26 protein-coding genes are annotated in these 25,131 nt (G+C 75.7%); 15 read left to right on the top strand and 11 right to left on the bottom strand.

Annotation, left to right across the window (positions count from 1 at the left end; all coding sequences use genetic code 11):
- Positions 1-44: 44 nt before the first annotated feature.
- The 3 genes from FBY24_RS16240 (at position 45) to lnt (ending at position 6,729) form a co-directional block, all read left to right on the top strand.
- Positions 45-2,915, top strand: a complete 2,871-nt coding sequence (locus FBY24_RS16240) for an RNA helicase (RefSeq protein ID WP_142162167.1) — start codon at positions 45-47, stop codon at positions 2,913-2,915.
- Positions 2,916-2,952: 37 nt separating this feature from the next.
- Positions 2,953-4,587: an amidohydrolase gene (locus FBY24_RS16235; protein WP_142162165.1), complete on the top strand. Its 1,635-nt coding sequence runs from the start codon at positions 2,953-2,955 to the stop codon at positions 4,585-4,587.
- Between the two features lie 573 nt (positions 4,588-5,160).
- A complete protein-coding gene (gene lnt, locus FBY24_RS16230; RefSeq protein WP_142162163.1) occupies positions 5,161-6,729 on the top strand; it encodes an apolipoprotein N-acyltransferase in 1,569 nt (522 codons plus the stop codon).
- A 206-nt stretch (positions 6,730-6,935) separates the two neighbouring features.
- Here lnt and FBY24_RS16225 read toward each other — a convergent pair whose 3' ends face one another.
- Positions 6,936-7,280, bottom strand: a complete 345-nt coding sequence (locus tag FBY24_RS16225) for an RNA polymerase-binding protein RbpA (RefSeq protein ID WP_140458948.1) — start codon at positions 7,278-7,280, stop codon at positions 6,936-6,938.
- Between the two features lie 169 nt (positions 7,281-7,449).
- On the opposite strand from FBY24_RS16225, the gene FBY24_RS16220 reads away from it, so the two are divergent.
- Entirely contained in the window at positions 7,450-8,406 is a 957-nt protein-coding gene (locus FBY24_RS16220) for an aldo/keto reductase (RefSeq protein WP_142162161.1), read from the top strand.
- 78 nt (positions 8,407-8,484) lie between these two features.
- On the opposite strand, the gene FBY24_RS16215 is transcribed toward FBY24_RS16220, so the two are convergent.
- The 3 genes from FBY24_RS16215 to FBY24_RS16205 form a co-directional block, all read right to left on the bottom strand.
- Positions 8,485-8,928 (bottom strand): hypothetical protein, encoded by a 444-nt coding sequence (locus FBY24_RS16215; RefSeq protein WP_142162159.1) that lies wholly within the window; start codon positions 8,926-8,928, stop codon positions 8,485-8,487.
- A gap of 202 nt (positions 8,929-9,130) precedes the next feature.
- Positions 9,131-9,385 (bottom strand): hypothetical protein, encoded by a 255-nt coding sequence (locus FBY24_RS16210; protein ID WP_140458945.1) that lies wholly within the window; start codon positions 9,383-9,385, stop codon positions 9,131-9,133.
- A 249-nt stretch (positions 9,386-9,634) separates the two neighbouring features.
- Positions 9,635-10,708 carry an alkene reductase gene (locus FBY24_RS16205; RefSeq protein WP_142162158.1) on the bottom strand — a complete coding sequence of 358 codons (1,074 nt, stop codon included), beginning with the start codon at positions 10,706-10,708 and terminating at the stop codon, positions 9,635-9,637.
- A 223-nt stretch (positions 10,709-10,931) separates the two neighbouring features.
- Here FBY24_RS16205 and FBY24_RS19060 point away from each other — a divergent pair, with 223 nt between their 5' ends.
- The 10 genes from FBY24_RS19060 to FBY24_RS16160 all read left to right on the top strand — a co-directional run bounded on the left by FBY24_RS19060 (position 10,932) and on the right by FBY24_RS16160 (position 20,017).
- The gene (locus FBY24_RS19060; protein ID WP_160158529.1) at positions 10,932-11,609 is read left to right on the top strand and encodes a thioesterase II family protein; all 678 of its coding nucleotides are present in this window, start codon (positions 10,932-10,934) and stop codon (positions 11,607-11,609) included.
- The gene (locus tag FBY24_RS16200; protein WP_160158528.1) at positions 11,606-12,436 is read left to right on the top strand and encodes a helix-turn-helix transcriptional regulator; all 831 of its coding nucleotides are present in this window, start codon (positions 11,606-11,608) and stop codon (positions 12,434-12,436) included. Before FBY24_RS19060 ends, FBY24_RS16200 begins: the two co-directional genes overlap by 4 nt.
- A gap of 92 nt (positions 12,437-12,528) precedes the next feature.
- Complete coding sequence (locus tag FBY24_RS19055; protein WP_160158527.1) at positions 12,529-13,269, top strand: MBL fold metallo-hydrolase; 741 nt, start codon at positions 12,529-12,531, stop codon at positions 13,267-13,269.
- Between the two features lie 175 nt (positions 13,270-13,444).
- Entirely contained in the window at positions 13,445-14,917 is a 1,473-nt protein-coding gene (locus FBY24_RS16190; RefSeq protein ID WP_142162152.1) for an MFS transporter, read from the top strand.
- Positions 14,914-15,960, top strand: a complete 1,047-nt coding sequence (locus FBY24_RS16185) for an AvrD family protein (protein ID WP_142162150.1) — start codon at positions 14,914-14,916, stop codon at positions 15,958-15,960. Before FBY24_RS16190 ends, FBY24_RS16185 begins: the two co-directional genes overlap by 4 nt.
- An 11-nt stretch (positions 15,961-15,971) precedes the next feature.
- Positions 15,972-16,673, top strand: coding sequence for an AAA family ATPase (locus tag FBY24_RS16180; RefSeq protein ID WP_142162148.1), 702 nt, complete (start codon positions 15,972-15,974; stop codon positions 16,671-16,673).
- The gene (locus tag FBY24_RS16175; RefSeq protein ID WP_142162146.1) at positions 16,660-17,718 is read left to right on the top strand and encodes a beta-ketoacyl-ACP synthase III; all 1,059 of its coding nucleotides are present in this window, start codon (positions 16,660-16,662) and stop codon (positions 17,716-17,718) included. The genes FBY24_RS16180 and FBY24_RS16175 overlap by 14 nt, the downstream gene beginning before the upstream one ends.
- A 95-nt stretch (positions 17,719-17,813) precedes the next feature.
- The gene (locus tag FBY24_RS16170; protein WP_142162144.1) at positions 17,814-18,101 is read left to right on the top strand and encodes a phosphopantetheine-binding protein; all 288 of its coding nucleotides are present in this window, start codon (positions 17,814-17,816) and stop codon (positions 18,099-18,101) included.
- Positions 18,102-18,105: 4 nt separating this feature from the next.
- Positions 18,106-18,693, top strand: a complete 588-nt coding sequence (locus FBY24_RS16165; RefSeq protein WP_142162142.1) for an AAA family ATPase — start codon at positions 18,106-18,108, stop codon at positions 18,691-18,693.
- Positions 18,694-19,339: 646 nt separating this feature from the next.
- Positions 19,340-20,017 carry a maleylpyruvate isomerase family mycothiol-dependent enzyme gene (locus tag FBY24_RS16160; protein WP_142162140.1) on the top strand — a complete coding sequence of 226 codons (678 nt, stop codon included), beginning with the start codon at positions 19,340-19,342 and terminating at the stop codon, positions 20,015-20,017.
- A 27-nt stretch (positions 20,018-20,044) separates the two neighbouring features.
- Here the strand turns inward: FBY24_RS16160 and FBY24_RS16155 are convergent, their stop codons facing one another.
- The 3 genes from FBY24_RS16155 to FBY24_RS16150 form a co-directional block, all read right to left on the bottom strand.
- Positions 20,045-20,554, bottom strand: coding sequence for a GNAT family N-acetyltransferase (locus FBY24_RS16155; protein WP_142162138.1), 510 nt, complete (start codon positions 20,552-20,554; stop codon positions 20,045-20,047).
- A 33-nt stretch (positions 20,555-20,587) separates the two neighbouring features.
- Positions 20,588-20,746, bottom strand: a complete 159-nt coding sequence (locus FBY24_RS19050) for a hypothetical protein (protein ID WP_160158526.1) — start codon at positions 20,744-20,746, stop codon at positions 20,588-20,590.
- 77 nt (positions 20,747-20,823) lie between these two features.
- Positions 20,824-21,474: an MBL fold metallo-hydrolase gene (locus FBY24_RS16150; protein ID WP_255432449.1), complete on the bottom strand. Its 651-nt coding sequence runs from the start codon at positions 21,472-21,474 to the stop codon at positions 20,824-20,826.
- 91 nt (positions 21,475-21,565) lie between these two features.
- On the opposite strand from FBY24_RS16150, the gene FBY24_RS16145 reads away from it, so the two are divergent.
- The gene (locus tag FBY24_RS16145) at positions 21,566-22,345 is read left to right on the top strand and encodes a ParA family protein (RefSeq protein ID WP_142162136.1); all 780 of its coding nucleotides are present in this window, start codon (positions 21,566-21,568) and stop codon (positions 22,343-22,345) included.
- A gap of 99 nt (positions 22,346-22,444) precedes the next feature.
- On the opposite strand, the gene FBY24_RS16140 is transcribed toward FBY24_RS16145, so the two are convergent.
- The 4 genes from FBY24_RS16140 to FBY24_RS16125 all read right to left on the bottom strand — a co-directional run bounded on the left by FBY24_RS16140 (position 22,445) and on the right by FBY24_RS16125 (position 25,046).
- Positions 22,445-23,032, bottom strand: coding sequence for a MerR family transcriptional regulator (locus FBY24_RS16140; protein ID WP_140458935.1), 588 nt, complete (start codon positions 23,030-23,032; stop codon positions 22,445-22,447).
- Between the two features lie 167 nt (positions 23,033-23,199).
- A complete protein-coding gene (locus FBY24_RS16135) occupies positions 23,200-23,736 on the bottom strand; it encodes a bifunctional nuclease family protein (protein ID WP_142162134.1) in 537 nt (178 codons plus the stop codon).
- A 59-nt stretch (positions 23,737-23,795) separates the two neighbouring features.
- Complete coding sequence (locus FBY24_RS16130; protein WP_142162132.1) at positions 23,796-24,560, bottom strand: MerR family transcriptional regulator; 765 nt, start codon at positions 24,558-24,560, stop codon at positions 23,796-23,798.
- 24 nt (positions 24,561-24,584) lie between these two features.
- A complete protein-coding gene (locus FBY24_RS16125; protein WP_142162130.1) occupies positions 24,585-25,046 on the bottom strand; it encodes an FHA domain-containing protein in 462 nt (153 codons plus the stop codon).
- Positions 25,047-25,131 lie beyond the last annotated feature (85 nt).

Here is a 25,131-nt window from a genome sequence, read left to right as displayed (position 1 = left end):
CGTCTGACCACCGCACCGCGCCGCCCTGTGCCTAGGGTGGGCGCGTGCCCCGCCGGTCCCGCCCCCGCACCCCCGCCGACGCCCCGCGCCCCGAGCCTGCCGAGCCGTCACCGGCCGAGCGGTACGCGGCCGCCCGCCGTCGCCACGTCGCCGAGCGCAGCGAGCTCGCCGCGTTCCGCGACCGTCTCGACTTCCCCCTCGACGACTTCCAGACCGAGGCGTGCGTCGCCCTCGAGCGCGGCAGCGGAGTCCTCGTCGCCGCCCCGACGGGCGCCGGCAAGACGGTCGTGGGGGAGTTCGCCGTCCACCTCGCGCTGGCCGCGGGCCGCAAGGCGTTCTACACCACCCCCATCAAGGCGCTGTCGAACCAGAAGTACGCCGACCTCGCCCGCGTGCACGGCACCGACCGGGTCGGCCTGCTCACCGGCGACACGACCCTCAACGGCGACGCCGACGTCGTCGTCATGACCACCGAGGTCCTGCGGAACATGCTCTACGGCGGCTCGCCCGCCCTGCAGGGGCTCGCCTACGTCGTCATGGACGAGGTCCACTACCTCGCCGACCGGTTCCGCGGCCCGGTGTGGGAAGAGGTGATCATCCACCTGCCCGACGACGTCCAGCTCGTGTCCCTGTCCGCCACGGTCTCCAACGCCGAGGAGTTCGGCGACTGGCTCGCGACCGTGCGCGGCGACACCGAGGTCGTCGTCTCCGAGCACCGCCCCGTGCCGCTCGGGCAGCACGTCGTCGTCGGCGACGAGCTCTACGACCTCTACGCCGGTCACGTCGACCCCACCGACCCCGGGGTCGACCCGCCCATCAACCCCGACCTGCGCCACCTCCTGCGCCGCGACCGCCCTGGGGACGGACGCCCCGAGGGCCGCGACGACCGCGGCCGGCGCGGCCCCGGCGACCGCGGCTACCGCGGGCGCGGCGGCCAGCGACCCGGCCCGGGCATCCGCCAGGCCCCGCGCTTCGCCGTCGTCGACTCCCTCGCCGCCGCGCACCTGCTCCCCGCGATCGTCTTCATCTTCTCCCGCGCCGGCTGCGAGGCCGCCGTCACCCAGTGCCTGTCGGCCGGGGTGCGGCTGACCACCCCCGCCGAGCAGAGCCAGATCCGCCGGGTCGTCGAGGAGCGCGCCGCCGCGATCCCGCCCGAGGACCTCGCCGTCCTCGGCTACGAGGCCTTCGCCGAGGCGCTGGTCCGCGGCGTCGGCGCCCACCACGCCGGCATGCTCCCGCTGTTCAAGGAGACCGTCGAGGACCTCTTCTCCCAGGGCCTGGTCAAGGTCGTCTTCGCCACGGAGACCCTCGCCCTCGGCATCAACATGCCCGCCCGCTCCGTGGTCCTCGAACGCCTCGTCAAGTGGGACGGCTCCTCGCACGTCGACATCACCCCGGGGGAGTACACGCAGCTCACCGGACGTGCCGGCCGCCGCGGCATCGACACCGAGGGCCACGCGGTCGTCGTCGCCCACAACGGTCTCGACCCCGTCCAGCTCGCCGGTCTCGCGTCGCGCCGCCTCTACCCGCTGCGCTCGGCGTTCCGTCCCACCTACAACATGGCGGTCAACCTCGTCGCGCAGGTGGGCCGCACCCGCGCCCGCGAGGTCCTCGAGACCTCCTTCGCGCAGTTCCAGGCCGACCGTGGCGTCGTGGGCCTCGCCCGCCAGGCGCAGGCCCACACCGAGGCCCTCGAGGGCTACGCGCAGGCCATGACGTGCGACCGCGGCGACCTGCCCGCCTACGACGCCCTGCGCCGCCGCCTCACCGAGCACGAGCGCCGCGTCAGCCGTGACACCGCCACCGCCCGGCGTGCCGACGTCGCCCGCACCCTCGAGGGGCTGCGCGTCGGCGACGTCCTGGAGTACCCCACCGGCCGCCGCACCACCCACGTCGTCGTCGTCGACCCCGGCGGGCGCCCCGGCTTCGACGGTCCCCGCCCGACCGTCCTGACGACCGACCGGCAGATCCGCCACCTCACCGTCCACGACGTCGGCACCGGCGCCCGTACCGTCGCCCACCTGCGTGTCCCCACCGGTTTCAACCTGCGCACCGCACCGCACCGCCGCGACCTCGCGGCACGCCTGCGCGCCACCGCCGACGACCTCGACCCCGCCCCGACTCCCGGACGGCGCGACCGCCGCACGGGCGCGCAGGACGACGCCCAGATCGCCGCCCTGCGCCGCGAGCTGCGCGCGCACCCCTGCCACGGCTGCCCCGACCGCGACGAGCACCTGCGCTGGGCGGACCGCCACCACCGCCTGCGCACCGAGCACGACGCGCTCGTCGCCCGCATCGCCGGCCGCACCGGCTCCATCGCCGCCGTCTTCGACCGCACCTGCGACGTCCTGGCCACCCTCGGCTACCTCGAGACCGCGGAGGGCCCGGACGGGCCCACCCTCACCGTCACCGACGACGGCCGCTGGCTGCGGCGCATCTACGCCGAGAACGACCTCCTGCTCGCCGAGTGCCTGCGTCGCGGGATCCTCGACGAGCTCGACCCGCCCGCGCTCGCCGCGCTCGTCTCCACGCTCGTGTACCGCTCGCGCCGCGACGAGGACGCCGACACCCACGTGCCCGGCGGACCCGAGTCCCGGCTCGGTCGCGCCCTCGACGCCGCCACCCGGGCCTGGTCCCAGCTGGAGGACCTCGAGACGGCCCACCGTCTGGAGACCCTCGCACCCCTCGACACCGGCCTCGTCCAGCCCCTGCACCGCTGGGCCTCGGGCCGCAGCCTCGACACGGTCCTGCGCGGCACGGACCTCGCCGCCGGCGACTTCGTCCGCTGGTGCAAGCAGGTCGTCGACGTCCTCGACCAGATCGCCAAGGCCGCCCCGACCGCCCGCCTGCGCACCACCGCCGACCGTGCCGTGACCGCCGTGCGCCGCGGCGTCGTCGCCTACACGGGCGTCTGATCCCGGTGGGCGCCCGCGACCCCTACAGTTCTCAAGCGTGACCTCGACCCTCTACCGGCACGGCGTCGTCCACTCACCCGCCGACCCCTTCGCCGAGGCCCTCCTCGTGGAGGACGGCACCGTCGCCTGGCTCGGCTCCGACGACACCGCCGACGGGCTCGTCGCCGGGGTCGACCACGTCGTCGACCTCGACGGCGCCCTCGTCGCCCCCGGCTTCGTCGACGCGCACGTCCACGTGCTGGAGACCGCCCTCGCGGACCGCTCCGTCGACCTCGGCCCGTCCGGGGGCGTGCACGACCTGCCGGACGCGCTGGCGGCCGTCGCGCGTGCCGCCGCCGCCCGCCCCGACTGGGACCGCACGCCGCTGCTGGGCGTGGGGTGGGACGACCAGCGCTGGCCGGCCCGTCGGCCCCCGACCCGGGCGGAGCTCGACGCCGCCGCACCCGGCCTGCCCGTGTACCTGGCGCGCGTGGACGTGCACTCCGCCGTCGTCTCGACCGTGCTCGCGCAGCAGGCCGGTCTCGTCGACCTGCCCGGCTGGTCGGACGACGGACGGGTCGAGCGGGACGCCCACCACGCCGCACGGGCCGTGGCCCGTCACGTCGAGCCCGCCGAGCGCACGGCCCTGTACCGCGACGCCCTGCGCCGCGCCGCGGCCGCCGGGGTCGTGGCGGTCCACGAGCACTCCGCGCCGTCGATCGACACCCGCGCCGGGCTGCGCGAGCTGCTCGCCACCACGGCCGCGGCCGCGTCGGGCCTGCCGCTCGTCGTCGGGTACCGGGGCGAGCAGTGCGTGACCGTCGACGACGCCCGGGCGCTGCTCGCCGACATCCCGGGCCTGACCGGCATCGGGGGTGACCTCAACGTCGACGGGTCCCTGGGGTCGCGCACGGCCGCCCTGCGCGACCCGTACGCCGACGACCCGGGCACGCGCGGCCACCTGTACCTGTCGGCCGAGGAGATCGCGAACCACGTCACGGCCGTGACACGCGCGGGCAGCCACGCGGCGTTCCACGTCATCGGCGACCGCGCCCTCGACGAGCTCGTGCTGGGCCTGCGGGCCGCCGCCGACGTCGAGGGCCTGGCGGCCGTGGCCGGTGCCGGGCACCGCGTCGAGCACGCGGAGATGGTCGACGCGCACGCCCTCGCCCAGCTCGTGCTGCTCGGCGCGCGTCTGAGCGTGCAGCCGGCCTTCGACGCGGCGTGGGGCGGGCCCGGCGGCATGTACGCCACCCGGCTCGGCGCAGCGAGGGCGGCGACCCTCAACCCGCTCGCGGACCTCGCGGCGGCGGGCGTGCCGCTCGCGCTGGGCTCGGACAGCCCCGTGACGCCGCTCGACCCGTGGGCCGGGGTGCGCGCGGCGGCCCACCTGCACGCCGAGGACGAGCGGATCTCGGTCCGGGCGGCGTTCCGTGCCGCGACCCGCGGCGGGTGGCGCCTGGCGCACCTCGACCACACCGGTGCGGGCGAGCTGCGGGTGGGAGCGCCGGCGCACCTGGCCGTGTGGCGTGCCGAGCACCTGGTCGTGCAGGCGGCCCGCACGGCGTCGTGGAGCACCGACGCACGTGCGGGCAGCCCGTTGCTGCCCGACCTGTCGCCCGACGCGGCGCCGCCGCGCTGCGTCCGCACGGTCCGCGACGGCGTGGTGCTGCACGACGAGCTGACCGGGTGAAATCTGGCCCTGCCACGGGCCCGGCACCCGGGCCCGTGGGACCCCTCCCACGTGCCCGGCACGCCCGGTGCCGGGGTGCCTGGCGCTGCTCCGACCGGGTGAGGCTGCGACACGCGGGCGACACGCCGGATCGCGGCCTTCCTCGGCCCCCGGGGGAGCCCGAGTGACCTGCGTCGAGACCGCTGACCTGGGCAGACACCGGCCTTGACACCCGTGACGAGACGGGTAGTTTCGCTTCAGTCCGCCACGGCGGGCATCGGGGGGAAGGGGGCCGGCCGTGGTGCGCGGCCCCGTCCGAACCGAAGCTCCGACCGGGCCCGCGCGTCCAACAGAGAACGGCAGGGCGAGAGCCCTCGCTGGTACGAAGGGCGCGCGGGCCGGTCGGCCGGGGCCGGCGTCGTCCGGCGTCGGCACGTCGGGGGAGCAGCCCCGGCGCCGGGCCGGACGCGCCAGTCCGGTGCAGGCCCCGGGTCGTCCGCCGCGGCGACGCGCCGTGCACGGCCACCGAGGTCCGGCGGCCGCCTGAGCAGCGGCCGCACCTGTCCGCGCAGGGTGCTGACGTACCCTTCTGCGGTGCCTCTGACGCCCCCGGCCCGCTGGACGACGATCCTCCTCGCGGCCCTCGGCGGGTACCTCACGCGGCTCGCGTTCCCCGACCCGGGCTGGTGGGCCGGTGCCTACGTCGGCGTGGGGCTGCTGTACCTCGCCCTGCGCCGGGACAGCGCACGGTGGAACACCCTCATCGGCCTCGTCTGGGGCCTGGCGTGCTTCGCCCCGATGATCACGTGGGCGAACGACGCCGTCGGGCCGGTGCCGTGGATCGCGCTGAGCGTGCTGGAGGCTCTCTTCGTCGCCGGCTTCGGCGCCGCGTGGGCGTGGGCCCGGCGCGGGCACGCGGTGTGGCGCAGCGGGTGGTGGCAGCTGCTGACGTTCGTCGTGCTGTGGGTGGGTGTCGAGGAGCTGCGCTCCGCCCAGCCGTTCGGAGGGTTCCCCTGGGGGCGCCTGGCGTTCTCGCAGGCGGACTCGCCGTTGGCGTCCTACGCGTGGCTGGGCGGCACCCCGCTGCTGAGCGCGGTGGTCGCCGCCGTGGGCGTCCTGCTCGCGCGTGCGGTGCTCGCCGGTCTCGACGTGCGCCTGGGGCGCACCCTCGCGGCGCTGGGCGCGCTCGTGGGGATCGGCGTCGGGTCCCTGCTGGTGCCCCTCGACACGAGTGCGGAGACCGGCTCGCTGCGGGTCGGGGCCGTGCAGGGCAACGTCCCCGAGCCGGGGCAGCTCGACGCCTTCGGCCAGCGCCGGCAGGTGCTCGACAACCACGCGAACGGCACGCACGCCCTCCTCGACGAGGTGGAGCCCGGCTGGCTGGACCTCGTGCTGTGGCCCGAGAACGGCACCGACATCGACCCGCAGGTCGACGCCGAGGCGGCGGCCATCATCGACGAGGCCGCCGTCGCGGTGGGTGCGCCCATGCTGGTGGGCACGGTCGAGTACCCGGAGTCGGGCGGCCGGTACAACACAGCGGTGCTGTGGGAGCCGGGGGAGGGGGTCGTGGCCACGTACTCCAAGCAGCACCCGGCGCCGTTCGCCGAGTACGTCCCCATGCGGGACGTCGCCCGCCTGTTCTCCGACGCGGTCGACCTCGTGACGGCGGACATGCTCCCCGGCACGGAGCCCGGCGTGGTGCCGGTGGAGTCCGAGCGGCTCGGCCGCACCGTCGTGGTCGGCGACGTGATCTGCTTCGAGGTCGCCTACGACGCGCTGGTGCGCGAGTCGGTGCGTGAGGGTGGCGAGCTGCTCGTCGTCCAGACCAACAACGCGTCGTTCGGCTGGTCGGACGAGTCGACGCAGCAGCTGGCGATGTCGCGGCTGCGGGCGATCGAGCACGGTCGATCGACGGTGCAGATCTCGACGGTCGGCGTCAGCGCCGTCATCGCCCCCAACGGCACGGTGATGGACCGCACGGACCTCTTCACGGCCGACCGGATGGTCGCGACGGTCCCGCTGCGCACGTCGCTGTCGCCCGCCGCCGCGGCAGGGGAGTGGCCGGCGCTCGTGCTCGACGCCTTGGCGGTCTGGGTGGTGCTCGCGGGGATGGTCGGCGCGGCGCGCCTGCGCCGGAAGGACCGCACCGAGCCGGCGGCCTGACCGGCGCCAGCGCCAGCGTCCCGGCACTGGTCGCCGCACATCGGCAAGCTGATAACAGAAACAGGCGCCGCCTACGTCGCCGTGGTCACGCGGGAGGTCGAGGACGGGGGAGCGGTCAGTCCTCCGCCTCACCCGTCAACGACGAGAGCCCCGCCCAGAAGGGCGGGGCTCTCGTCAACGGCTCCGGGTGGAGCCGACCGTTCGGGTCAGGCGCTGCGGCGGAGCTTGCCCGCACGCAGCAGGTCGAGCCGCTCGTCGAGCAGCTCCTGCAGCTCGTTCACCGTGCGCCGCTCGAGGAGCATGTCCCAGTGCGTGCGCGGCGGCTTGCCGCTCTTGACCTCGGGCTTCGACGCGTCGCGGAGGAGAGCCTCCGCACCGCACCGGCACTCCCACACCACCGGGACATCGGCCTCGACCGAGAACGGCAGGATGATCGTGTGCCCGTTGGGGCAGTCGTAGTGCGCCTGGAGCCGCGGGGCGAAGTCGACGCCCTGCTCTGACTCCATGCTGTGGGACCCGATGCGCATCCCGCGCAGGGACCTGTTCGCCATGGTGGACCTCCGTGCCGTGCCTCTCGGCGGTCGTTCTTCCAGGGGGCACAACGGCCGTGCAGGCACCGGTGTTCCACCCCGACGTGAAGGTGTCGTGAAACACCACTGTCCCAGGGTCGCACCGGCAGCGCGCGGCGACGTCCGCGGACCGGCATCGTAGGGTGCCCGGATGACCACCACCTACCGCCAGCTGGGCGACAGCGGACTCACCGTCTCGACCGCAGGACTCGGGTGCAACACGTTCGGCGCGACGCTCGCGCCCGAGGACGTGCCGGCCGTCGTGCACGCGGCCCTCGACGAGGGCGTCACGCTCTTCGACACCGCGGACGTCTACGGCGGCACGCCGGGGCAGAGCGAGGAGCTGCTGGGCAGCGCCCTGCGCGGGCGTCGCGACGACGTGGTCGTCGCGACGAAGTTCGGGCTCGACGTCGGCGGCCTCAACGGTGCCGACTGGGGCGTGCGCGGCTCGCGGCGGTACGTGCGGCGCGCGGTCGAGGGCTCGTTGCAGCGGCTCGGCACCGACCGCATCGACCTGTACCAGATGCACACGCCGGACCCGCGGACGCCCGTCGAGGAGACCCTCGCGGCGCTCCACGAGCTCGTCGTCGAGGGCAAGGTCCGCTACGTCGGCTCGTCCAACTTCGCCGCCTGGCAGGTCGTGGAGGCCGACTGGACGGCCCGGACGGCCGGCACGACGCCGTTCGTGTCCGCCCAGAACCGCTACAACCTGCTCGACCGGGGCGCGGAGGCGGAGCTCGTCCCGGCGACCGAGGCGTGCGGCGTCGGCGTGCTGCCCTACGTGCCGCTCGCCTCGGGGCTGCTCACGGGCAAGTACCGCCGGGGCGAGGCCGCGCCCGAGGGGAGCCGGCTCACGCGGATCCCGCAGCGGCTGCGCACGGCCGACTTCGACCGCATCGAGGCCCTGGCAGCCCTCGCGCGGGAGTGGGGCGTCAGCCTCGCGACGCTGGCGCTCGGCGGCCTCGCGGCCCAGCCCGGCGTCGCGTCGATCATCTCCGGCGCCCGCACCCCGGAGCAGGTGCGCGAGAACGTGGCGTCCGCGGGGTGGGAGCCGTCGCTCGCGCAGCTCGCCGCGATCGACGAGGCGTCGCCCGGCCCGACGGGCTGAACCGCCCCGCACCGGCCCGCGTGGCCCCGGACGGCGCGGGCCTCGTCGTCCGGGGCCACGCCCGCGAGCGCCGCGGTGTCAGCGGTGCAGGACGCGTGCGCGGTGGGCGCCGATGGCGAGGGTGGTCCAGACGGTGACGCCGGCGTGGTGGCAGGCGTCGTGGACGGCGCGGGACCAGTCGCGCTCGAAGGGTCCGTCGTCGCCGCCGGCGGCGCGGACGAGGGCGACGACGACGGAGCCGTCGGGGGCGTCGTGGGCGAGGACGGAGGCCAGGACGCGGGCGAGCTCGTGCGTGACGCGGGTGTCGGGGCGCGGGGGCACGTCGGTGATGGGCAGGACGAGGGGCAGGGGTTGGCGCGCGGCGTCGAGGAGGACGAACCAGAGGGCGGGTGGTCCGCCGGCCTCGGGTCCGACGAGGCCGAGCAGGAGCTCGAGGGCGTCCGCGGGTGCGGCCAGGGGTGCGGAGGGCATGGCGGGCAGGTCGTCGTCGGGGCCGGTGCCGTCCCAGGGGGGTGCGTCCATGCCGGTACGGTCCGCGGGTGGTGCGGCGGGGTGTGGCGCGGGCGGCTCGGCGGTGGTGCGGCGTGCGCGCGGCCGGGCTGGGGGTGGCTGGGTGTCGGCGCCTGCGCTGGTGCAGCGACGGGCGGTGCAGCGACGGCCGGCACCGGGTGGGTGCCGGCCGTCGGGTGGCGCGGTGGGTCGGGGCGTGGGTGGCCCCGGGGGGTCAGCGGCGCGGGGTGTCCGTGGTCTCGTCGAGCCAGCGGACGACGACGCGTCCGAAGACGGCGACGACCGCGAGGTCGCGGGTGGTGCCGCAGGAGCGGCAGGTGATGCTGTGGTTCGTCCAGGCGACGGCCGGGTCGGTGACCGGTGCGCCGGCTGTGAGCTCGTGGGAGCTGCAACGCGGGCAGTGCAGTCGTGCTTCCTCGTCGATCTCCGGCGTGGTGCCGGGCATCGTCGCCTCTGCTGCGTGTGTCACTGGTCCTCCGTGGGTCGTGCGCTCGCGCGGGCCGGGGCCGTGCGCGAGGCGGTTCGCCGGGCATCTTGACACTTGTCCGGGATGTCCGTCGACCGGAGAGGCGTCCGGATCGTCGGTGGACGCGTGGTGCAGCCGGCCGGGGCGGACCGTCGTGCCTGGTCAGGGTGCTGGTGCGCGGTCGCGGGCCGGGCTCGGGTGCCGGGTGGGCCGGGGCGTGGTCCGCCGGTCGACCCGGTGCGGGCGGTCGGGTCAGCCCGCGAGCGCGGGGTAGTCGGTGTAGCCGTGGGGGCCGTCGGTGTAGAAGGTCGTGGGGTCGGGGGTGTTCTCGGGGGCCTGGGTGCGCCAGCGGTCGACGAGGTCGGGGTTGGCGATGAGGGGGCGTCCGACGGCGACGGCGTCGCCGTGGGCGTGGGCGACGAGGGCGAGGGCCTCGTCGCGGGTGGTGGCGGTGGTGAAGCCGCTGTTGACGACGACGGGTCCGGCGAAGCGGTGGCGCAGGTCCTGGGTGAGGGGTCCGGCGGGGTCGGCGTGCAGGATGCTGAGGTAGGCCAGGGGCAGGGGGGCGAGGGCGTCGACGAGGGTGCCGTAGGTGGTGGCGACGTCGTGGGGGTCGGTCTCGAGGGCGCCCTGGATGTTGTGGGCGGGGGAGATGCGCAGGCCGACGCGTCCGGGGCCGACGGCGTCGGCGACGGCGGTGACGACCTCGGTGACGAAGCGGGTGCGGGCCTGGGGGGTGCCGCCGTAGGCGTCGGTGCGCTGGTTGGTGGTGGGGGAGAGGAACTCGTGCAGGAGGTAGCCGTTGGCGGCGTGGAGCTCGACGGCGTCCATGCCGGCCTCGAGGGCGCGGGTGGCGGCGGTGACGATCTCGTCGCGGACGGCGGGGAGCTCGTCGGTGGTGAGGGCGTGGGGCACGGGGCAGGGCTGCTTGCCGTGGCGGGTGTGGACGGTGGCGTCGATGGCGACGGCGGAGGGCGCGACGATGCGGTCGGTGCCGGTGATGTCGGGGTGGCTGACGCGTCCGCCGTGCATGATCTGCATGGCGATGAGCCCGCCGCGGGCGTGGACGGCGTCGGTGACGCGGCGCCAGGCGGTGACCTGGTCGTCGGTGACGATGCCGGGCTGGCCGTCGAAGGCGCGTCCTTCGTGGCTGGTGAAGGTGCCCTCGGTGACGATGAGCCCGGTGCCGGCGCGCTGGGCGTAGTAGTCGACGACGATGTCGCCGGGGATGCCGGCGTCGCCTGACCGCTTGCGGGTCAGGGGTGCCATGACGACGCGGTTGGGGAGGGTGAGCTCACCGAGCTGGACGGGGGAGAAGAGGTCCACGACCTGGCCTTCCGGGTGGTGTGCGGGTGGTGTCGCGGGGTGCGACGGCTGTGGGGGGCAACGGTGGGGGCGGGGTGGGCATTCCCGGGGCGGGGTGGGGCGGGCGGGGTTGTCACAGGGGGGTGATAGATCTTGCTCTTGCGCGATGACCGGCGGCGCGGTCACAGTTCAAGCACCCGGCTCCGTGGCGTCGGGTGGCGTCTGGCGAGGGGGAAGAGGGCGCATGGGCGTGGAGGTCGTGGGTCGGTGCGGTGCGCCGGGCGGTGTCCGGCTGCACTGCTTCCCGCACGCGGGCGGGAGTGCTGCGGCGTTCCGTCGGTGGGTCGGGGCGTTCGGCGAGGTGCCGGTGGTCGTGGCGTCGTGCGGCGGGGACGACGGGTCGCCGGCGTCGGTGGGGGTGCTGGTGGACCGGTGGCGTGCGGGGACGGCGGACCGGTCGGGGGTGTACTACGGGCACAGCCTGGGGGCGCTGGTGGCGTTCGAGGCCGCGGTCGTGGCGTTCGAGGAGGGCGACGTGCGGCAGGTGCCGTCGGCGGTCGTCCTCGGCGCCCCGCCGGCGCCGGGTCGGCGGGTGCCGGTCTCGGCGCTGGGGCCGGTGGTGGGTCCGGGCGGGGTGCGGCGGCGCTCGTGGGAGCGTGACCTCGTGCGTGGGCTGGAGCGTGTGCGTCGGTACCGGCCGTCGCAGGGTCGCCTGCCGGTGCCGGTGCTCGTGCTGCGGGGTGCCCTGGACGACGTGGTCGGCGAGGAGGAGGCGCGGGCGTGGGTCGGGCGCGGGGGTCCGGGGTCGGCGTGGCACCCGGTGGAGCGTGCCGGTCACCTGTTCCACCTGGTGCCGGGCGAGGACGTGCGTGCCGTGGTGCAGGGCGCGCTGACGGCGGCGCGTGGGGCGGTGGCCGCGTGAGCACGACGACGGGGGCGGACGACCGGGCGCGCACGTTCCGGCGGGCGGAGCTGGCGAGCTTCCTGCGGACGCGTCGGGAGGCGATCCGTCCGCAGGACGTGGGGCTGCCGGCGGGGGGCCGGCGGCGCACGCCGGGTCTGCGGCGGGAGGAGGTCGCGGTCCTGGCCCAGGTCGGGGTGTCCTGGTACACGTGGATGGAGCAGGGGCGGGAGCTGACGGTGTCCCCTGCGATCCTGGACGGGATCGCCCGTGCGCTGCTGCTGAGCCCCGCGGAGCGGAGCTACCTGTTCGAGGTGGCCGGTGCGGCGGCGCCGACGGCGGACCCGGACGCGCGTGACCTGGCCCGGCTGGCGGACCTGCTGGACGCGATGTCGGGGCGGCCGGTGTACGCGGTCGACCGGTACTGGGACGTGCTGGCGACGAACGCGCTGGCGGCGTACGTGTTCGGGATCGAGCCGGGCCACAACTGCCTGGTGACGTTCTTCACCGACGAGGGCACGGCCCGCCGGTACCCGTTCCGGGACGTGGCGGGGCCGATGATGGTCGCGCAGTTCCGTGCGCACGCGGCCCGGTACGCGGACGACCCGCGGTTCCGGGACATCGTCGAGGACCTCCTGGCGCGGTCGGCGGAGTTCCGGACGCTGTGGGACCGGCACGTGGTGGGTGTGACCCCGCACGTCGACCTGGTGTACGATCACCCGAACCTCGGGCGGCTGAGCTTCGCGCCGACGGTCCTCACGCCGGCCGACGGGGCGGACCTGCGCCTGTTCGTGTACATCCCGAAGGCCGGGACGCCGACGGAGCAGGCGCTGCGGCGGATCGTGTGACCGGCCGCGACGCCGGCGCCGTCGCCGGTCCGGCCACCCGCGCCCACCGGTGGGCGCGCCCCGGGGTGCGGCGTCGCACGACCGTCGGGGACGTGACGACCACCTACCTGCCGGACGGGTACGTCCAGCTCGAGCCCGCCCGGTGGTTCTCGCTGCCCGACCCCGGCCCCGTGGCCGACCACCCCGAGCTCCTCGACGCGCAGGGGTACCTCGTCGCGTCCGTCGGGGTGCTGCTCCTGGAGGGACCGGGGTGGCGCCTGCTCGTCGACGCGGGCCTCGGCCCCGCGCACGTGCCCGCGAGCGCGACGCACGCCTCGTTGGGGGCGATGGTCGGCGGCGGTCTGGTGGATCACGCCGGGCAGATCGGTGCGGTGGACGCGGTCGTGGTGACCCACGCCCACGACGACCACGTGGGGTGGGCGCGGGCGGGCTGGCCGGGGTTCGGCGGGGTCGCGCGGGTGCCGCACCTGGTGGGTGCGGGGGAACGTGCGCCGTCCGGGTGGGGCGTGCTGCGCGACGGTGACGAGGTGGTGCCGGGGGTGCGGGTGCTGGCGACGCCGGGGCACACCTACGGGCACGTGTCGTTGGTCGTGGACGGCGGGTCGGGGCGTCTGCTGGTGGTGGGGGACGTGCTGCACAGCCCGGTGCAGGTGCCGCACCCGGGGCTGGGGTCGTGCTTCGACGTCGACCCGGGGGAGTCGGCGCGGTCCCGGGCGCGGGTCCTGGCCGAGCTGGCCGTGCCGGGGACGGTCGGGGCGGTGACCCACTTCGCGGACGTGCCGTTCGGTACGGTGCGGGCCGGCCGGTGGGTGCCCCTGCCGGACGGGGACTGACCGGCAGCAGCCGCGCGGGCGCCGCCGCGGGCGGTGCGCCGCCGCGCGACGTCGCGGAGGGTGCGCGTGCTGTGCGGGGGCGCGTCGTGGAGGGTGGTGGTGCCACCACCAGGACCGCTGCTCCTACCGCGAGGAGAGTCTGGATCGGCCCCGGGGAGGGACCGACGCTGGGGGCATGTCCTCGACCCCCGCCCCGCAGCCCGTCCGACGCGGCACCGTCGTCCTGGTGGTGCTCCTCGCCGCGCAGTTCATGTTCGCCCTCGACTTCTCCATCGTGACGGTGGCCCTGCCGGCCATCGGCGCGGACCTCGGCATGGGACCGGGGGAGCTGACGTGGATCGTCACGCTCTTCGCGCTGTCGGCCGCCGGGCTGATGCTCCTCATGGGGCGCGTCGGCGACTACTACGGTCGCAAGAAGCTGTTCCTCGGCGGGATGGCCCTGCTGACCCTCGGGTCGTTGGTGGGCGGTCTCGCGCAGAGCGCGGAGGTCGTGTACGTCGCCCGGGTCATGCAGGGCGTCGCGACCGCGATCACGACGCCGTCCGCGCTGGCGCTGCTGACGACGTCGTTCCCCGAGGGCCCGGCGCGCAACCGGGCGCTGGGCCTCAACGGTGCCCTGCTGTCCCTCGGCTTCGCGATCGGGTCGGTCCTCGGCGGCGTCCTCACCGAGCTGTTCGGGTGGCGCTTCACGTTCTTCATCAACGTCCCCGTGGGCCTGGCGGTGCTGGCCGTCGCACCGTTCGTGATCCGCAACTCCTCGGAGCCGACGCGTCAGCGTCTCGACGTCCCGGGGGCGCTGACCCTGTCGGGGACGCTGCTGAGCCTGGTCCTGGGCCTGACGTGGGCGGGGGAGCACGGGTGGACCGACCCGACGACCCTCGGCCTCCTGGCCGGTGCTGCCCTGCTGGCGGCGGCGTTCTGGGTCGTGGAGACCCGGTCCCCGCACCCGCTGGCCGCGGTCGCGATCCTGCGGCGCAGGTCCGTGGCGCTGGGCAACCTCGCCGGGCTGGCGACGTTCTCGATGGAGAGCGGCAAGGTCTTCCTCCTGACGATCTACCTGCAGCAGGTCCTCGGCGCGTCGGCGCTGCAGACCGGCGTCGCGTTCACCGTCCTGGGCGCCGGGGCGTTCACCGGGGGGATGGTCGCCCCGCGGGTCCTCAACCGTGTCGGGGCCCGCAGCACCCTGGTCGTGGGCCTGACCACGCAGGCGCTGGCCGCGGTCGCGCTGCTGGCCCTCGGGCAGGGCTTCGTCGCCGGGTACGCGCTGATCCTCGTCGCGACAGCGATCGGCGGGTTCGGCCACGTCCTGGTCATCGTGTCCTACACGGTCGCCGTCACGTCGGGCCTGCCCGACGAGGAGCAGGGCCTGGCGACGGGCCTGACGGCCATGACCCAGCAGGTCGCGTTCACCCTCGGCACACCGGTCCTGGCCGCCGTCGCCATCGCCGCCGGGGTCTCGGCGACCGCGAGCGCGCAGGAGAACCTCGCCGGTGTGCAGACGGGGCTGGGCGTCAGCGCCGTCGTCCTGCTGGTGGTGTCCGGGCTGGTCGCGGTCTTCTACCGCACGCCCCGGCCGGTCGGCCCCACCGGTGCGGACGCCGCGGTGCCGGCGGTCGTGGGGCAGCAGGAGCAGGAGCCGGTCCGGTGAGCGAGGTCACGGGTCTGGCGTCACGGACCGCACCGGGCGCGGTGCACCGGTGGGCGTCCATCGACGACCACCTCGGCCCGGCGGCCCTGCGGTTCTTCGGCGAGGGGTACCGGCGCACCCGCCCGCAGCTGCGCGGCCTGGCCGTCACCCACGAGGGGCGCACGTCGACCCTGTCGGCGTGGGGCGCGATCACCCTGCCCGACGACTGGTCGGTCAAGGACGGGGAGCAGCAGCGCCCGCACCTGGCCACGACGGACGTCATCGCGCTGACCGCGCAGGCCGTCGGGGCGCTGGTCGCAGCCCGTTTCGACCCGGGCACGGCGGCGGCGTCGCTGGTCACCGGCCTGGACGTGCACGCCTCGGACCGGCCCCTGGAGGACGACCTCGGCCGGTTCCGCGTCGAGGCGACGCTCGAGACCGACGAGGACCAGGGCGCCGGGACCCGGTTCCGGGCCACGGTCGGGCCGTTGTCCGCGTCCGGAGAGCTGGCCCGCCCGCTGGCCGTGCCGTCCCTGGCGGACGTCGTGACACCGGGGGAGTCGACGGTGGCCCCGCCCGGCGCGCCCTACGGGGAGCGGATGACGACCCGCGCCCAGGGGTTGACGGACGTGACCCTCGACGCCGGGACGGTCCGCGCGACGTCGACCCTCGTCGACGCGCCCGCCCCGGCCGCGGCCCGTGGTCTGGAGGCCGCGGCCCAGCCCGCCTACACCCTCGTCGACGTGTTCGTCGCGACGCTCCAGCTCGGGCAGGTCCTGCTGTACGACCTCGACGCGATCGACCGCGGCGCCAGCGACACCCTGTGGATGCGCCGCACCAGCGTGCGCACCCGGGCGCCGCTGCCCGGGACCGGCCCGGTCGACGTCCGCGCCACCCTCGACCGCGCCCGACTCGTCGACCGCGACGCCGCGACGTGGCGCCTGGCCGACGTCGTCGGTGACATCGGCCCCTACACGGTGCGCACCGCCGTCGCGCACCGCGTCCCCCGACCCCCCGCCGCCCGACGGGCGACGGGCACCACTCCCGCAGCACCGACGCAGTGAAGGAGCGACGCATGAGGCTGGCCGTCTCAGGGACGTACTCGACCGGCAAGACCCTCACCACCATGGCCCTGTCCCACTACACCGGCATCCCGCGCAGCGCGGCGATGACCATGCGCGAGCTCCTGCCGATCTCGGTGCCCGGCAAGACCCTCGAGGAGTGCACGGGCGCGGAGATCCTCATGCTCATCACGCGACGCAACACCGAGCGTGCCGTGAACGAGTCCCACCTGGGTGACTCGTTCATCTCCGACGGCTCGTCCCTGCACGAGTGGATCTACGGGACCGTCCGCGTCCTCGTCGGCATCAACCCCTCCGCCAACGCGACCCTCGAGAACGTCCCGCGCACCCCCGAGCTGGCGTTCTTCGACGACGTCATCACCCAGCTCGGCGTCCCCGCGAAGCAGCACGCCAAGGCCGGGTACGACGCCTTCGTCCGCCTGCCCGTGGAGTTCCCGATGGTCGCCGACGGGCACCGCCCCGTGAACGAGCGGTTCCGCACCCTCGCCGACGAGATGATCCAGGACCAGGTCGACGCCCTCGGCATCCCGACGTTCACCGCCGGCGGCACCGTCGAGGACAGGCTCCTGGCGATCACCGACCACTTCGACCTGCCCCGCGTCATCGACCTCGACGAGGCCGTGGCCCGCGCCCGCGCCGACTACGCCGCGATCGACACCCGCAGCGAGCTCGAGCGGGACCGTGCCCTCGTCTGACCGGCGTGCGGTCCTGACCGGCTGGGGCGCGCACGCCCCGGCCCACGTCGTGACCAACGCCGACCTCGAACGGCTCCTCGACACCACCGACGAGTGGATCAGCACCCGCACCGGCGTCTGCGAGCGCCGGTGGGCCGACCCGGCGACCTCGACCGGCGACATGGCGGTGCGCGCGGGCCGCGCGGCCCTCGACCGCGCCGGCGTCGACCACGTCGACCGCGTCGTGCTGGCCACCACGACCCCGGACCACCCGTGCCCGGGCACCGCACCGTGGGTCGCGCACCAGCTCGGCCTCGGCGACGTCGGCGCCCACGACGTCGCCGCCGTGTGCTCCGGGTTCCTCTACGCCCTGGGCACCGCCCGCGACGCGGTCCTCGCCGGCTCCGCCACGCGGGTCCTCGTCATCGGCGCCGACCGGTTCACGTCCCTGCTCGACCCGCAGGACCGCGGCACCACCGTCATCTTCGGCGACGGTGCGGGCGCCGTCGTCGTCGAGGCCCGACCCGACGACACCCCGGGCGACACCCCCGGAGCCCTGGGCGACGTCGTCCTCGGCGCCGACGGGTCCACCTACGACCACATCATCGTCCGCGCCGGCGGCACCCGCGCGCCCCTGACGAGCAGCACCCCGCCGCCCGACCGGTACTTCACCATGGCCGGCCGGGAGGTCTTCACCGCCGCCGTCCACCGCCTCGCCGACGTCGCCGCCCAGGCGGCCGGTCGCGCCGGCTGGGACGTCCAGCAGTGCGACTGGCTCGTCGCCCACCAGGCCAACCGCCGCATCCTCGCCGCCGTGGGACGTGCCCTCGGCCTGCCGCCCGACCGCGTCGTGTGCGACCTCGACCGGTACGGGAACACCTCCGCCGCGTCCATCCCGATGGCCCTCGCGCACCACGCCGACCGGTTCACCACCGGCGACCGGATCGTCCTGGCGGCGTTCGGCGGCGGCACCACCTGGGGCGCGACGACCCTCACCTGGCCGGCCACCACCCGACCCGCCACCGCGGACCGGGCCCCCACGCTGACCGCCACGACCGCACGCTGAGCGACCCCGTACCCGCAGCACCCCGCACCGCAGAGCACGAGGCACGACGGAGCACCAGGCACTGCACGGCACCAGGCACGAGAGAGGGAGAGCACATGTCGACGTCCGAGGCCCTGCCCGCACGACCCACCACGCCCGACCTGCCCGACGAGGCCACGATCGCCCGCGCCATCACCCGGGACATCCCCGAGGTCCCGCACGACACCAGCCTCGACGCGCCCTTCGACGACGTCGACATCGACTCCCTCGTCCTGGCCGAGGCCGCCGTCGTCGCCACCCGCCTCTACGGGGTCCTCGTGCACGACTGGGAGCTGCACCAGGCCCGGACCCTGCGCGGCGCCGGCGCCCTCGTCCGGGACCGCATCGCCGCCGCGGCCGCCTGACCGGGTGCGCCTCGCGATCGTCGGCGCCTACGGCGCCGGCAAGACCACGCTCGCCCGCGCCCTGCACCGTGCCACCGGCCGCCCGGTCGCCCCCGTCGGCCCGATGGCCGACCCCGAGCCCGGCCGGCCCCTGCCCCTGGCACGGTGCACCCTCGCGCAGGTCTTCCAGCTCGCCCTGCGCCGCCACGACGAGCGCGCCCGGCACGAGCACGCGCTCGGCGACGCCCTGGTGTCCGACGGGTCGCTGCTGCACGAGTGGGTCTACCTGCAGGTCCTCGCGCGGTGGCCCGACCCGCCCGCAGCACCGCCCGACGACCCCGCCCACGCCGCCTGCGTCGCGCACCTGGCCGACCACGCGACCGCCGAGACGACCCAGGTGCTGGGGGACAGGTACGACCTCGTCGTCCACCTCGCCCCCGAACGCCCCCTGCCACCCGGCGCACCCATCACCACAGCGTTCCAGCACGCCCTCGACGGCGCCACCCGCGCCGCCCTCACCCGGGCCGACGTCGCCGTCGTCCACGCGCGCGGCACCCTCACCGCCCGCGTGCGGACCGTCCTCGACGCCGTCGACGGCAGGCTTGCCGCCTGACGAGCAGCTGCCGTCACCCGCAGTCACAGATCGACGCCCCCGGTGTGACTCGACGTCACGCCGGGGGCGTCGCGGGGGAGCGGCGCCACCGGCCGCACCGCCGCAGCGGCACGATCCGGCACCGACGACCAGCCGACCCGACGACGACGCCGACGAGGCGGTCGGACGAGGCGGTCGCACCACACGGTCCGAGGACACGGTCCGACGACTGCCGACGACGACACGTGACGGCTGCGGGGTGCAGCAGCCCGGACGCGTTCTCCGGCGCAGTTCGGCCGACGACTCGTCGGAGGACTCGACGGACACCGGCAGCGCCGACGAGCCACGCATTCCCGCGACGACTTGTCGGACGTGTGCACCAGTGCCTCGAGACGCCACAACGTGCGACGGCCCGCCGCCCGCAGCGTCGCGCACCGGGCCGACCACGCGGCACGTGCCGCGTCGTCGTGCGGCACCGGACCGGCTCCACCCGCACCACCCGACCCTCCCAGCGACATCCGATAATGTGCATTATGTCAATCCAACGGTCGCCGAACAGCGACCCCGTCCCCGCAGCCCCCTGTCGGACCCCACCGCTACCGTGGCACCGCCAGCGAGCGCGCCGTCCGTCGACGTCGCCCGCCGACCCCACCACGAGGAGCGCACCGTGCCGCCATGGACGACGACCGACCCGCTGTGGGAGGTGGTCGTCGCCGAGCGCGCCCGGCTGCTGGCCGACCTCGAGCACCTCACGCCCGACCAGTGGGCCGCCCCCTCGATGTGCGGGCGGTGGTCCGTCGAGGACGTCGTCGCCCACCTGACCGCGGCCGCCTCCACCGGCCGGTGGGCGTGGGTGCGCAGCATCGTCGGCGCGCGGTTCGACCCGGACGTCCACAACGACCGGCGCCTGGCCGAGCACCGCGGCCCCACCCCGGCGCGGACCCTCGACGCCTTCCGGCAGGCGGTGCCGTCCCGGGTCGCGGCGACCGGTGACGTGTGGGCGTGGCTGGGAGAGGTCGTCGTGCACGGTGCCGACGTGCGCGAGCCGCTGGGCATCACCACCGTGCCCGCGCCCGCCGCCGTCGAGGTCGTCGCCGCGGGGTACGCGCGCCGGGACTTCGCGGTGCGGTCCCGCACGGTGGCGCGCGGTCTGACGCTGGTCGCCGACGACGGCGGGTTCCGGACGGGCGACGGGCCGCTGGTGCGGGGCGCGACCCTGGACCTCGTCCTCGCGATGGCCGGTCGGCCCGCGGCCGTGGGGCGGCTGACGGGCGACGGCGTCCCGGAGCTGGCCGCACGTGTGACGCCCGCCGTGGGTGCGGGCGACCCGTCGGGCGGCACCTGAGGTCCTGCCACCGGGACGGGACGGACGTCAGGTGCCGGTGGCCTGCGGGGTCTCGGCGACGGTGCGGACGTAGCGCTCCTCGGTGCGGTCCGGGTCGCGCGGCAGGGGCTGCCGCTCCCCCGTGCGCTGGAAGCCCGCGCGCACGTACAGGTCGATCGCCGCGGCGTTGTCGTCGACGACCCACAACGACACCGTCCGGGCGCCGTCGGCGGCCGCGGCGCGGGCGACGACGTCGAGCAGCGCCCAGGCGGTCCCCCGCCGGCGCCGGTCCGGTGCGACCCACAGCGCCACGACGTGCCTGTCGTCGGCGGGTGATCCCGGCTCCAGGACCAGCGAGACCATCCCCTGCGGTGCGCCGGAGTCGTCGAGCGCCACCCACGTCGGGGTCGACCGCACCCGCATCCGCCAGTGGGACTCCTTGAAGCCCGACTCGCGGGCGATCGTCGAGCCGAACGCCTGCGGGGCGTCCCGCAGGGCGCGCAGGCGGACGTCCTGCACCAGGGGCCAGTCGTCCTCGTCGACGCGTCGGATCTGCACGTGCTCAGGATGCCTCACGTCGCGCGGTGCGCGTCAGCGCTGCTCACCGACGGGCTCCACGCTCTGCGGGGGCGCGCCGTGGCCCGCCGGGTCGGGGACGGCGCGGGCGACGTCGGCGACGTCCTCCTCGGGCCGCGGCGGGACCGTCTCGTCGAACTCCAGCTCGGGGATCTCCCCCAGGTGCTCGCTCATCGCACGTCTCCTCACGGTCGCGGCCTGCCGACGCCGCCACGGTAGCCACGCGCGCGGCGCCCGGCGACCGGGAGCCGTCAGACCTCGACGGGTTCGCCCGCGGCGGGCTCGACGACCCGGGCGGTGGTCAGCTGCCCCAGCAGGCGTGCGGCCAGGGCGCGGCCGGCGTCGGACAGCGTGGCGTCGTGGATCGGGACGACGCGGTCGGGCGCGACGGCGCGCACGTGGTCGACGGCGTCGGCCATGCGCAGCCACGGTGCCCCGACGGGCTCCAGGAGCACCCGCACGGCTGCACCGGCCGGCGGCAGGGTGAACGCGTCGCCCGGGTGCAGCACCGCGCCCTCGACGAGGTACGCCACGTTGGTCAGGCGCGGCACGTCGGGGTGGATGACCTCGTGCCAGCCGCCGAGCACCTGGACGTCGAGGCCGCCGACGGTCAGGGCGTCGCCGGGCTGCACGGCGTGCAGCGCTGCCACGGGCGCACCCACGGCGGCGAGCTGCTCCACGACGGCGGCCGGCGCCCAGACCTGGACCCCCCGCCCGGTCGCGGCGACCACCGCGTCGGTGTCGAGGTGGTCCGGGTGCTCGTGCGTCACGAGGACCGCGTCCACCCCGTCGAGGGCCGTCGCGACGTCGCTGAAGGAGCCGGGGTCGACGACCAGACGGGCCCCGTCGTCGCGGGTCAGGCGGACGCAGGCATGGCCGTGGCGGGTCAGGGTCAGAGGCATGGCGTCATCCTGCCCCCGGCTCCCGCGCCGCGCCACGCCGTGGCGCGCACCACGTTTCACCCCGCACCCGTGCGCGGCTACGGTGGGTGGCGTGCTCGTCCTCGGTGTGTGCAGCCTCAAGGGAGGCGTCGGCAAGACGTCGGTGACCCTCGGACTGGCGTCCGCCGCGCTCGAGCGCGGTCTGCGGACGCTGGTCGTCGACCTCGACCCCCAGGGGGACAGCACGATGTCCCTGGGGGCGTCGCGGCCCGGCGGCGGTGACGTCTCGACGGTGCTCGACTCCCCCGGCGGCCCCGCCCTGGAGGCTGCGACGGGCCGGTCCGGGTGGGCCGAGTCCGGGCTCGACGTCCTCCTCGGGTCCGAGCGCACGGTCCTGCACGACCGCCTCGACGACGCCGAGACGGGGCGGCTGGCCTACGCGCTGTCGTTCGCCACCGGGTACGACCTGGTGCTCATCGACTGCCCGCCGTCCCTCGGCGGCCTCACCCGCACCGGGCTGACCGCGTGCGACCGGGCCGTGGTCGTCACCGAGCCCGGGCTGTTCGCGGTGATGGCCGTCGGGCGTGCGATGCGCACGATCGACGAGCTGCGCCGCGGCCCGGCCCCGGCGCTGCAGCCGCTCGGCATCGTCGTCAACCGGGTCCGGGCCCGGTCGGTCGAGCAGGCGTACCGGCTCGAGGAGCTGCAGGGTCTGTACGGTCCCCTCGTCCTGTCCCCGCACGTGCCCGAGCGCGCCGCGCTGCAGCAGGCGCAGGGCGCGGCGCAGCCCGTGCACGCCTGGCCCGGCGCGGCGGCGGCCGAGCTCGCCGGTGTCTTCGACCAGCTGCTCGACCGCGCGCTGCGCGCGCCCCGCGTCGAACGCGGTCGCTGAGCCCGCACCACCGGCACGCCGGGCACCGCGACGGCGGGTGCGCGGTCACGCGGAGCAGGCCCGGTCCCCCGCGGGGCCGGGCCTGACGTCGTCCCGGTCTCAGCCGGCGGTGCGTGCCTGCCGGCGCGCGGCGAGCTCGTCCTGCGGGCTGCCCGCCGGCACGGCCTGCTCGTCCTCGGCGCGCTCGGTCGGCAGCGCGGCCAGCGTGCCCTCGACCTCGCGCCACACCCGACCCACGGCGATGCCGAACACACCCTGCCCGCCCTGCACGAGGTCGATGACCTCGTCGGCCGACGTGCACTCGTACACGCTCGCGCCGTCGGACATCAGGGTGATCTGGGCGAGATCCTCCACGCCGCGCTCGCGCAGGTGCCCGACCGCCGAGCGGATCTGCTGCAGCGAGACCCCGGTGTCGAGCAGCCGCTTGACGACCTTGAGGACGAGGATGTCGCGGAAGCTGTACAGGCGCTGCGTCCCGGAGCCGGTCGCGGGGCGGACCGACGGCTCCACGAGGCCCGTGCGGGCCCAGTAGTCGAGCTGGCGGTACGTGATGCCCGCCGCCCGGCACGCCGTCGGGCCGCGGTAGCCGGTCGTCGCGTCCAGCTCGGGAAGGTCGTCGTCGAAGAGGAGCCCCTGCGCGCCATCGGGGATCGCGCCGTGCTGCTCGGCGCTCTCGTTGCTGATCACGGGGGGCCTCCGCTCGTCGCCCGTCGCCGGACGCGGTGTGTACATCTGTGCGGCAACGCTAGGCCCGCCGTGCGACACGCGCAACGAGGAGCACCCGGCGTGTCGCCACGGCAAGTCTCACCTTCAACTTGAGGTCGAGGGTTCTGCGTGGTTCGTCCTCCCCCACCTCACCCGTTCGGCCCCCGCGGCTCCGTCCCCGGGCCCGTGCCCGGCTCGTTCCCCGTCTCGAAGTCCTCCGGCGTCACGTGGTCGAGGAACTCCCGGAACTGGGCGACGTCGTCCTCCGTCGCCGCCGGCCGCACCTCCACGCCCGCCACCGCCACGACCTCCGCCGAGCACAGCACCGGGCACCCGAACCTCAGCGCCACCGCGATCGCGTCCGACGCCCGCGAGTCCACGACCTGCCCGCCCGCGAGCACCAGCGCCGCGTGGAACACACCCTCTTCCAGGCTCGTGATCTCCACCCGGTGCACCGGCTCCCCCGCCGCGACGAGCGCGTCGCGCAGCAGGTCGTGCGTCATCGGTCGCGGCGGCACGATCCCCGCCTGCGCCGCGGCGATCGCGGACGCCTCCGTCGGGCCGATGAGGATCGGCACCACCAGCGACGAGTCCGGGTCGAGCAGGAGCACGACGATCTCGTCGTCCGACAGGTGCGTGCGCACCCCGACGACCTCGACCCGCACGAGCTCCGGTTCGGCGTCCACGCGCCCCACGCTACGACCACCCGGGCCAGGTCGGCGCGCCGGGCGGCCGAGCGGCCGCCTCAGGGGGCGAGGTCCGCCACGGCCGACCGCACCAGGGCGGTGTGCATCTGGACGCACAGCTCCCCCACCTCGGCCGCCAGCGTGCCCGCCCGACCCCGCGCCGAGACGGCCCGCTGCCCGCGCCACGGCGCCACGACCTGCTCCACCAGGTCCACCTGCCGGTCGGCGGCCGACCGGAACGCCCGCAGGTGCCGCGCGTCGATCCCGTGCTCGGCCAGCGCCGCCGCCGCCACGACCACGTCCCGCGCCCACGCGTCGAAGACGCCCCGCGGGCCCGGACGCAGCACGCCCTGCGCCACCAGCTCGTCGATGAACGCCGTCTCGACGCCCGCGTCCTGGGCCAGCCGCTCCGACGTCAGCCGCCCCGGAGCGGCCGCCACCCCGTCAGCCGTCGCCAGCCGCGCCCGCGGCACCGCACCGTCCTCGGCACCCGCGTCCAGCGCCGCCAGCTGCTCAGAGATCACCTTCAGCGGCAGGTACCGGTCACGCTGCTGACGCAGCACGTAGCGCAGCCGCTCGAGGTCCGCCGGCGAGTACTGCCGGTACCCCGCCGGGGTCCGCACCGGCTCGACCAGGCCCTGCTCCTCCAGGAAGCGCAGCTTCGACGTCGTCACCGCGGGGAACTCCAGGCGCAGCGCGGCCAGCACGTCGGAGATCCGCATCGACGCGCGCCGCGAGATCCCCCGCGGCCACGGCTCCCCGGGCGCGACGGCCTCGACGCCCTCGTCCGGGTCCTCGACCCGCTGGGCCCCTGCACCACTCATGCGCGTCCCTCTCCCGGCACGCGCTCAGGCACCGCGGTGCGGGCTCGGGTGGAACGTCATGCGGAACTTGCCGATCTGCACCTCGTCGCCGGCGCGCAGGGCGGCCTGGTCGATCCGGGTGCGGTTCACGTACGTGCCGTTCAGCGAGCCGATGTCCCGGACCACGAACGTGCCGCCGTCACGCACGAACTCGGCGTGCTTGCGCGAGACCGTGACGTCGTCGAGGAAGATGTCGGCCTGCGTGCTGCGCCCCGCCGTGGTGCGCTCCGCGTCGAGCAGGAACCGCGCCCCGGCGCTCGGGCCGCGCTGCATCACGAGCAGGGCGGACGTCGGCGGCAGCGCCGCGACGGCAGCGGCCTCGGCCGCGCTCAGCCCGGCCGCTGCCGGGATCTCGGCGTCGACCGCGCCGATCGCACCGAACACCATGGTGGTGTCGGGCCCCTCGGCACGGTGCACCGGCAGCGGGGCGTACTGGTCGTCGCTCATGGGCCACCTCCCGTGCGGGTGACGGACCGCGTGCTGCGACCCGCGCGCGCCCTTCGGCGTCGCGGGTCTCACCCTATGCGGATCC

The sequence above is a fragment of the Cellulomonas sp. SLBN-39 genome, from assembly GCF_006715865.1.
GTDB lineage: Bacteria > Actinomycetota > Actinomycetes > Actinomycetales > Cellulomonadaceae > Cellulomonas.
This window is presented reverse-complemented; position numbering and strand designations above follow the sequence as displayed.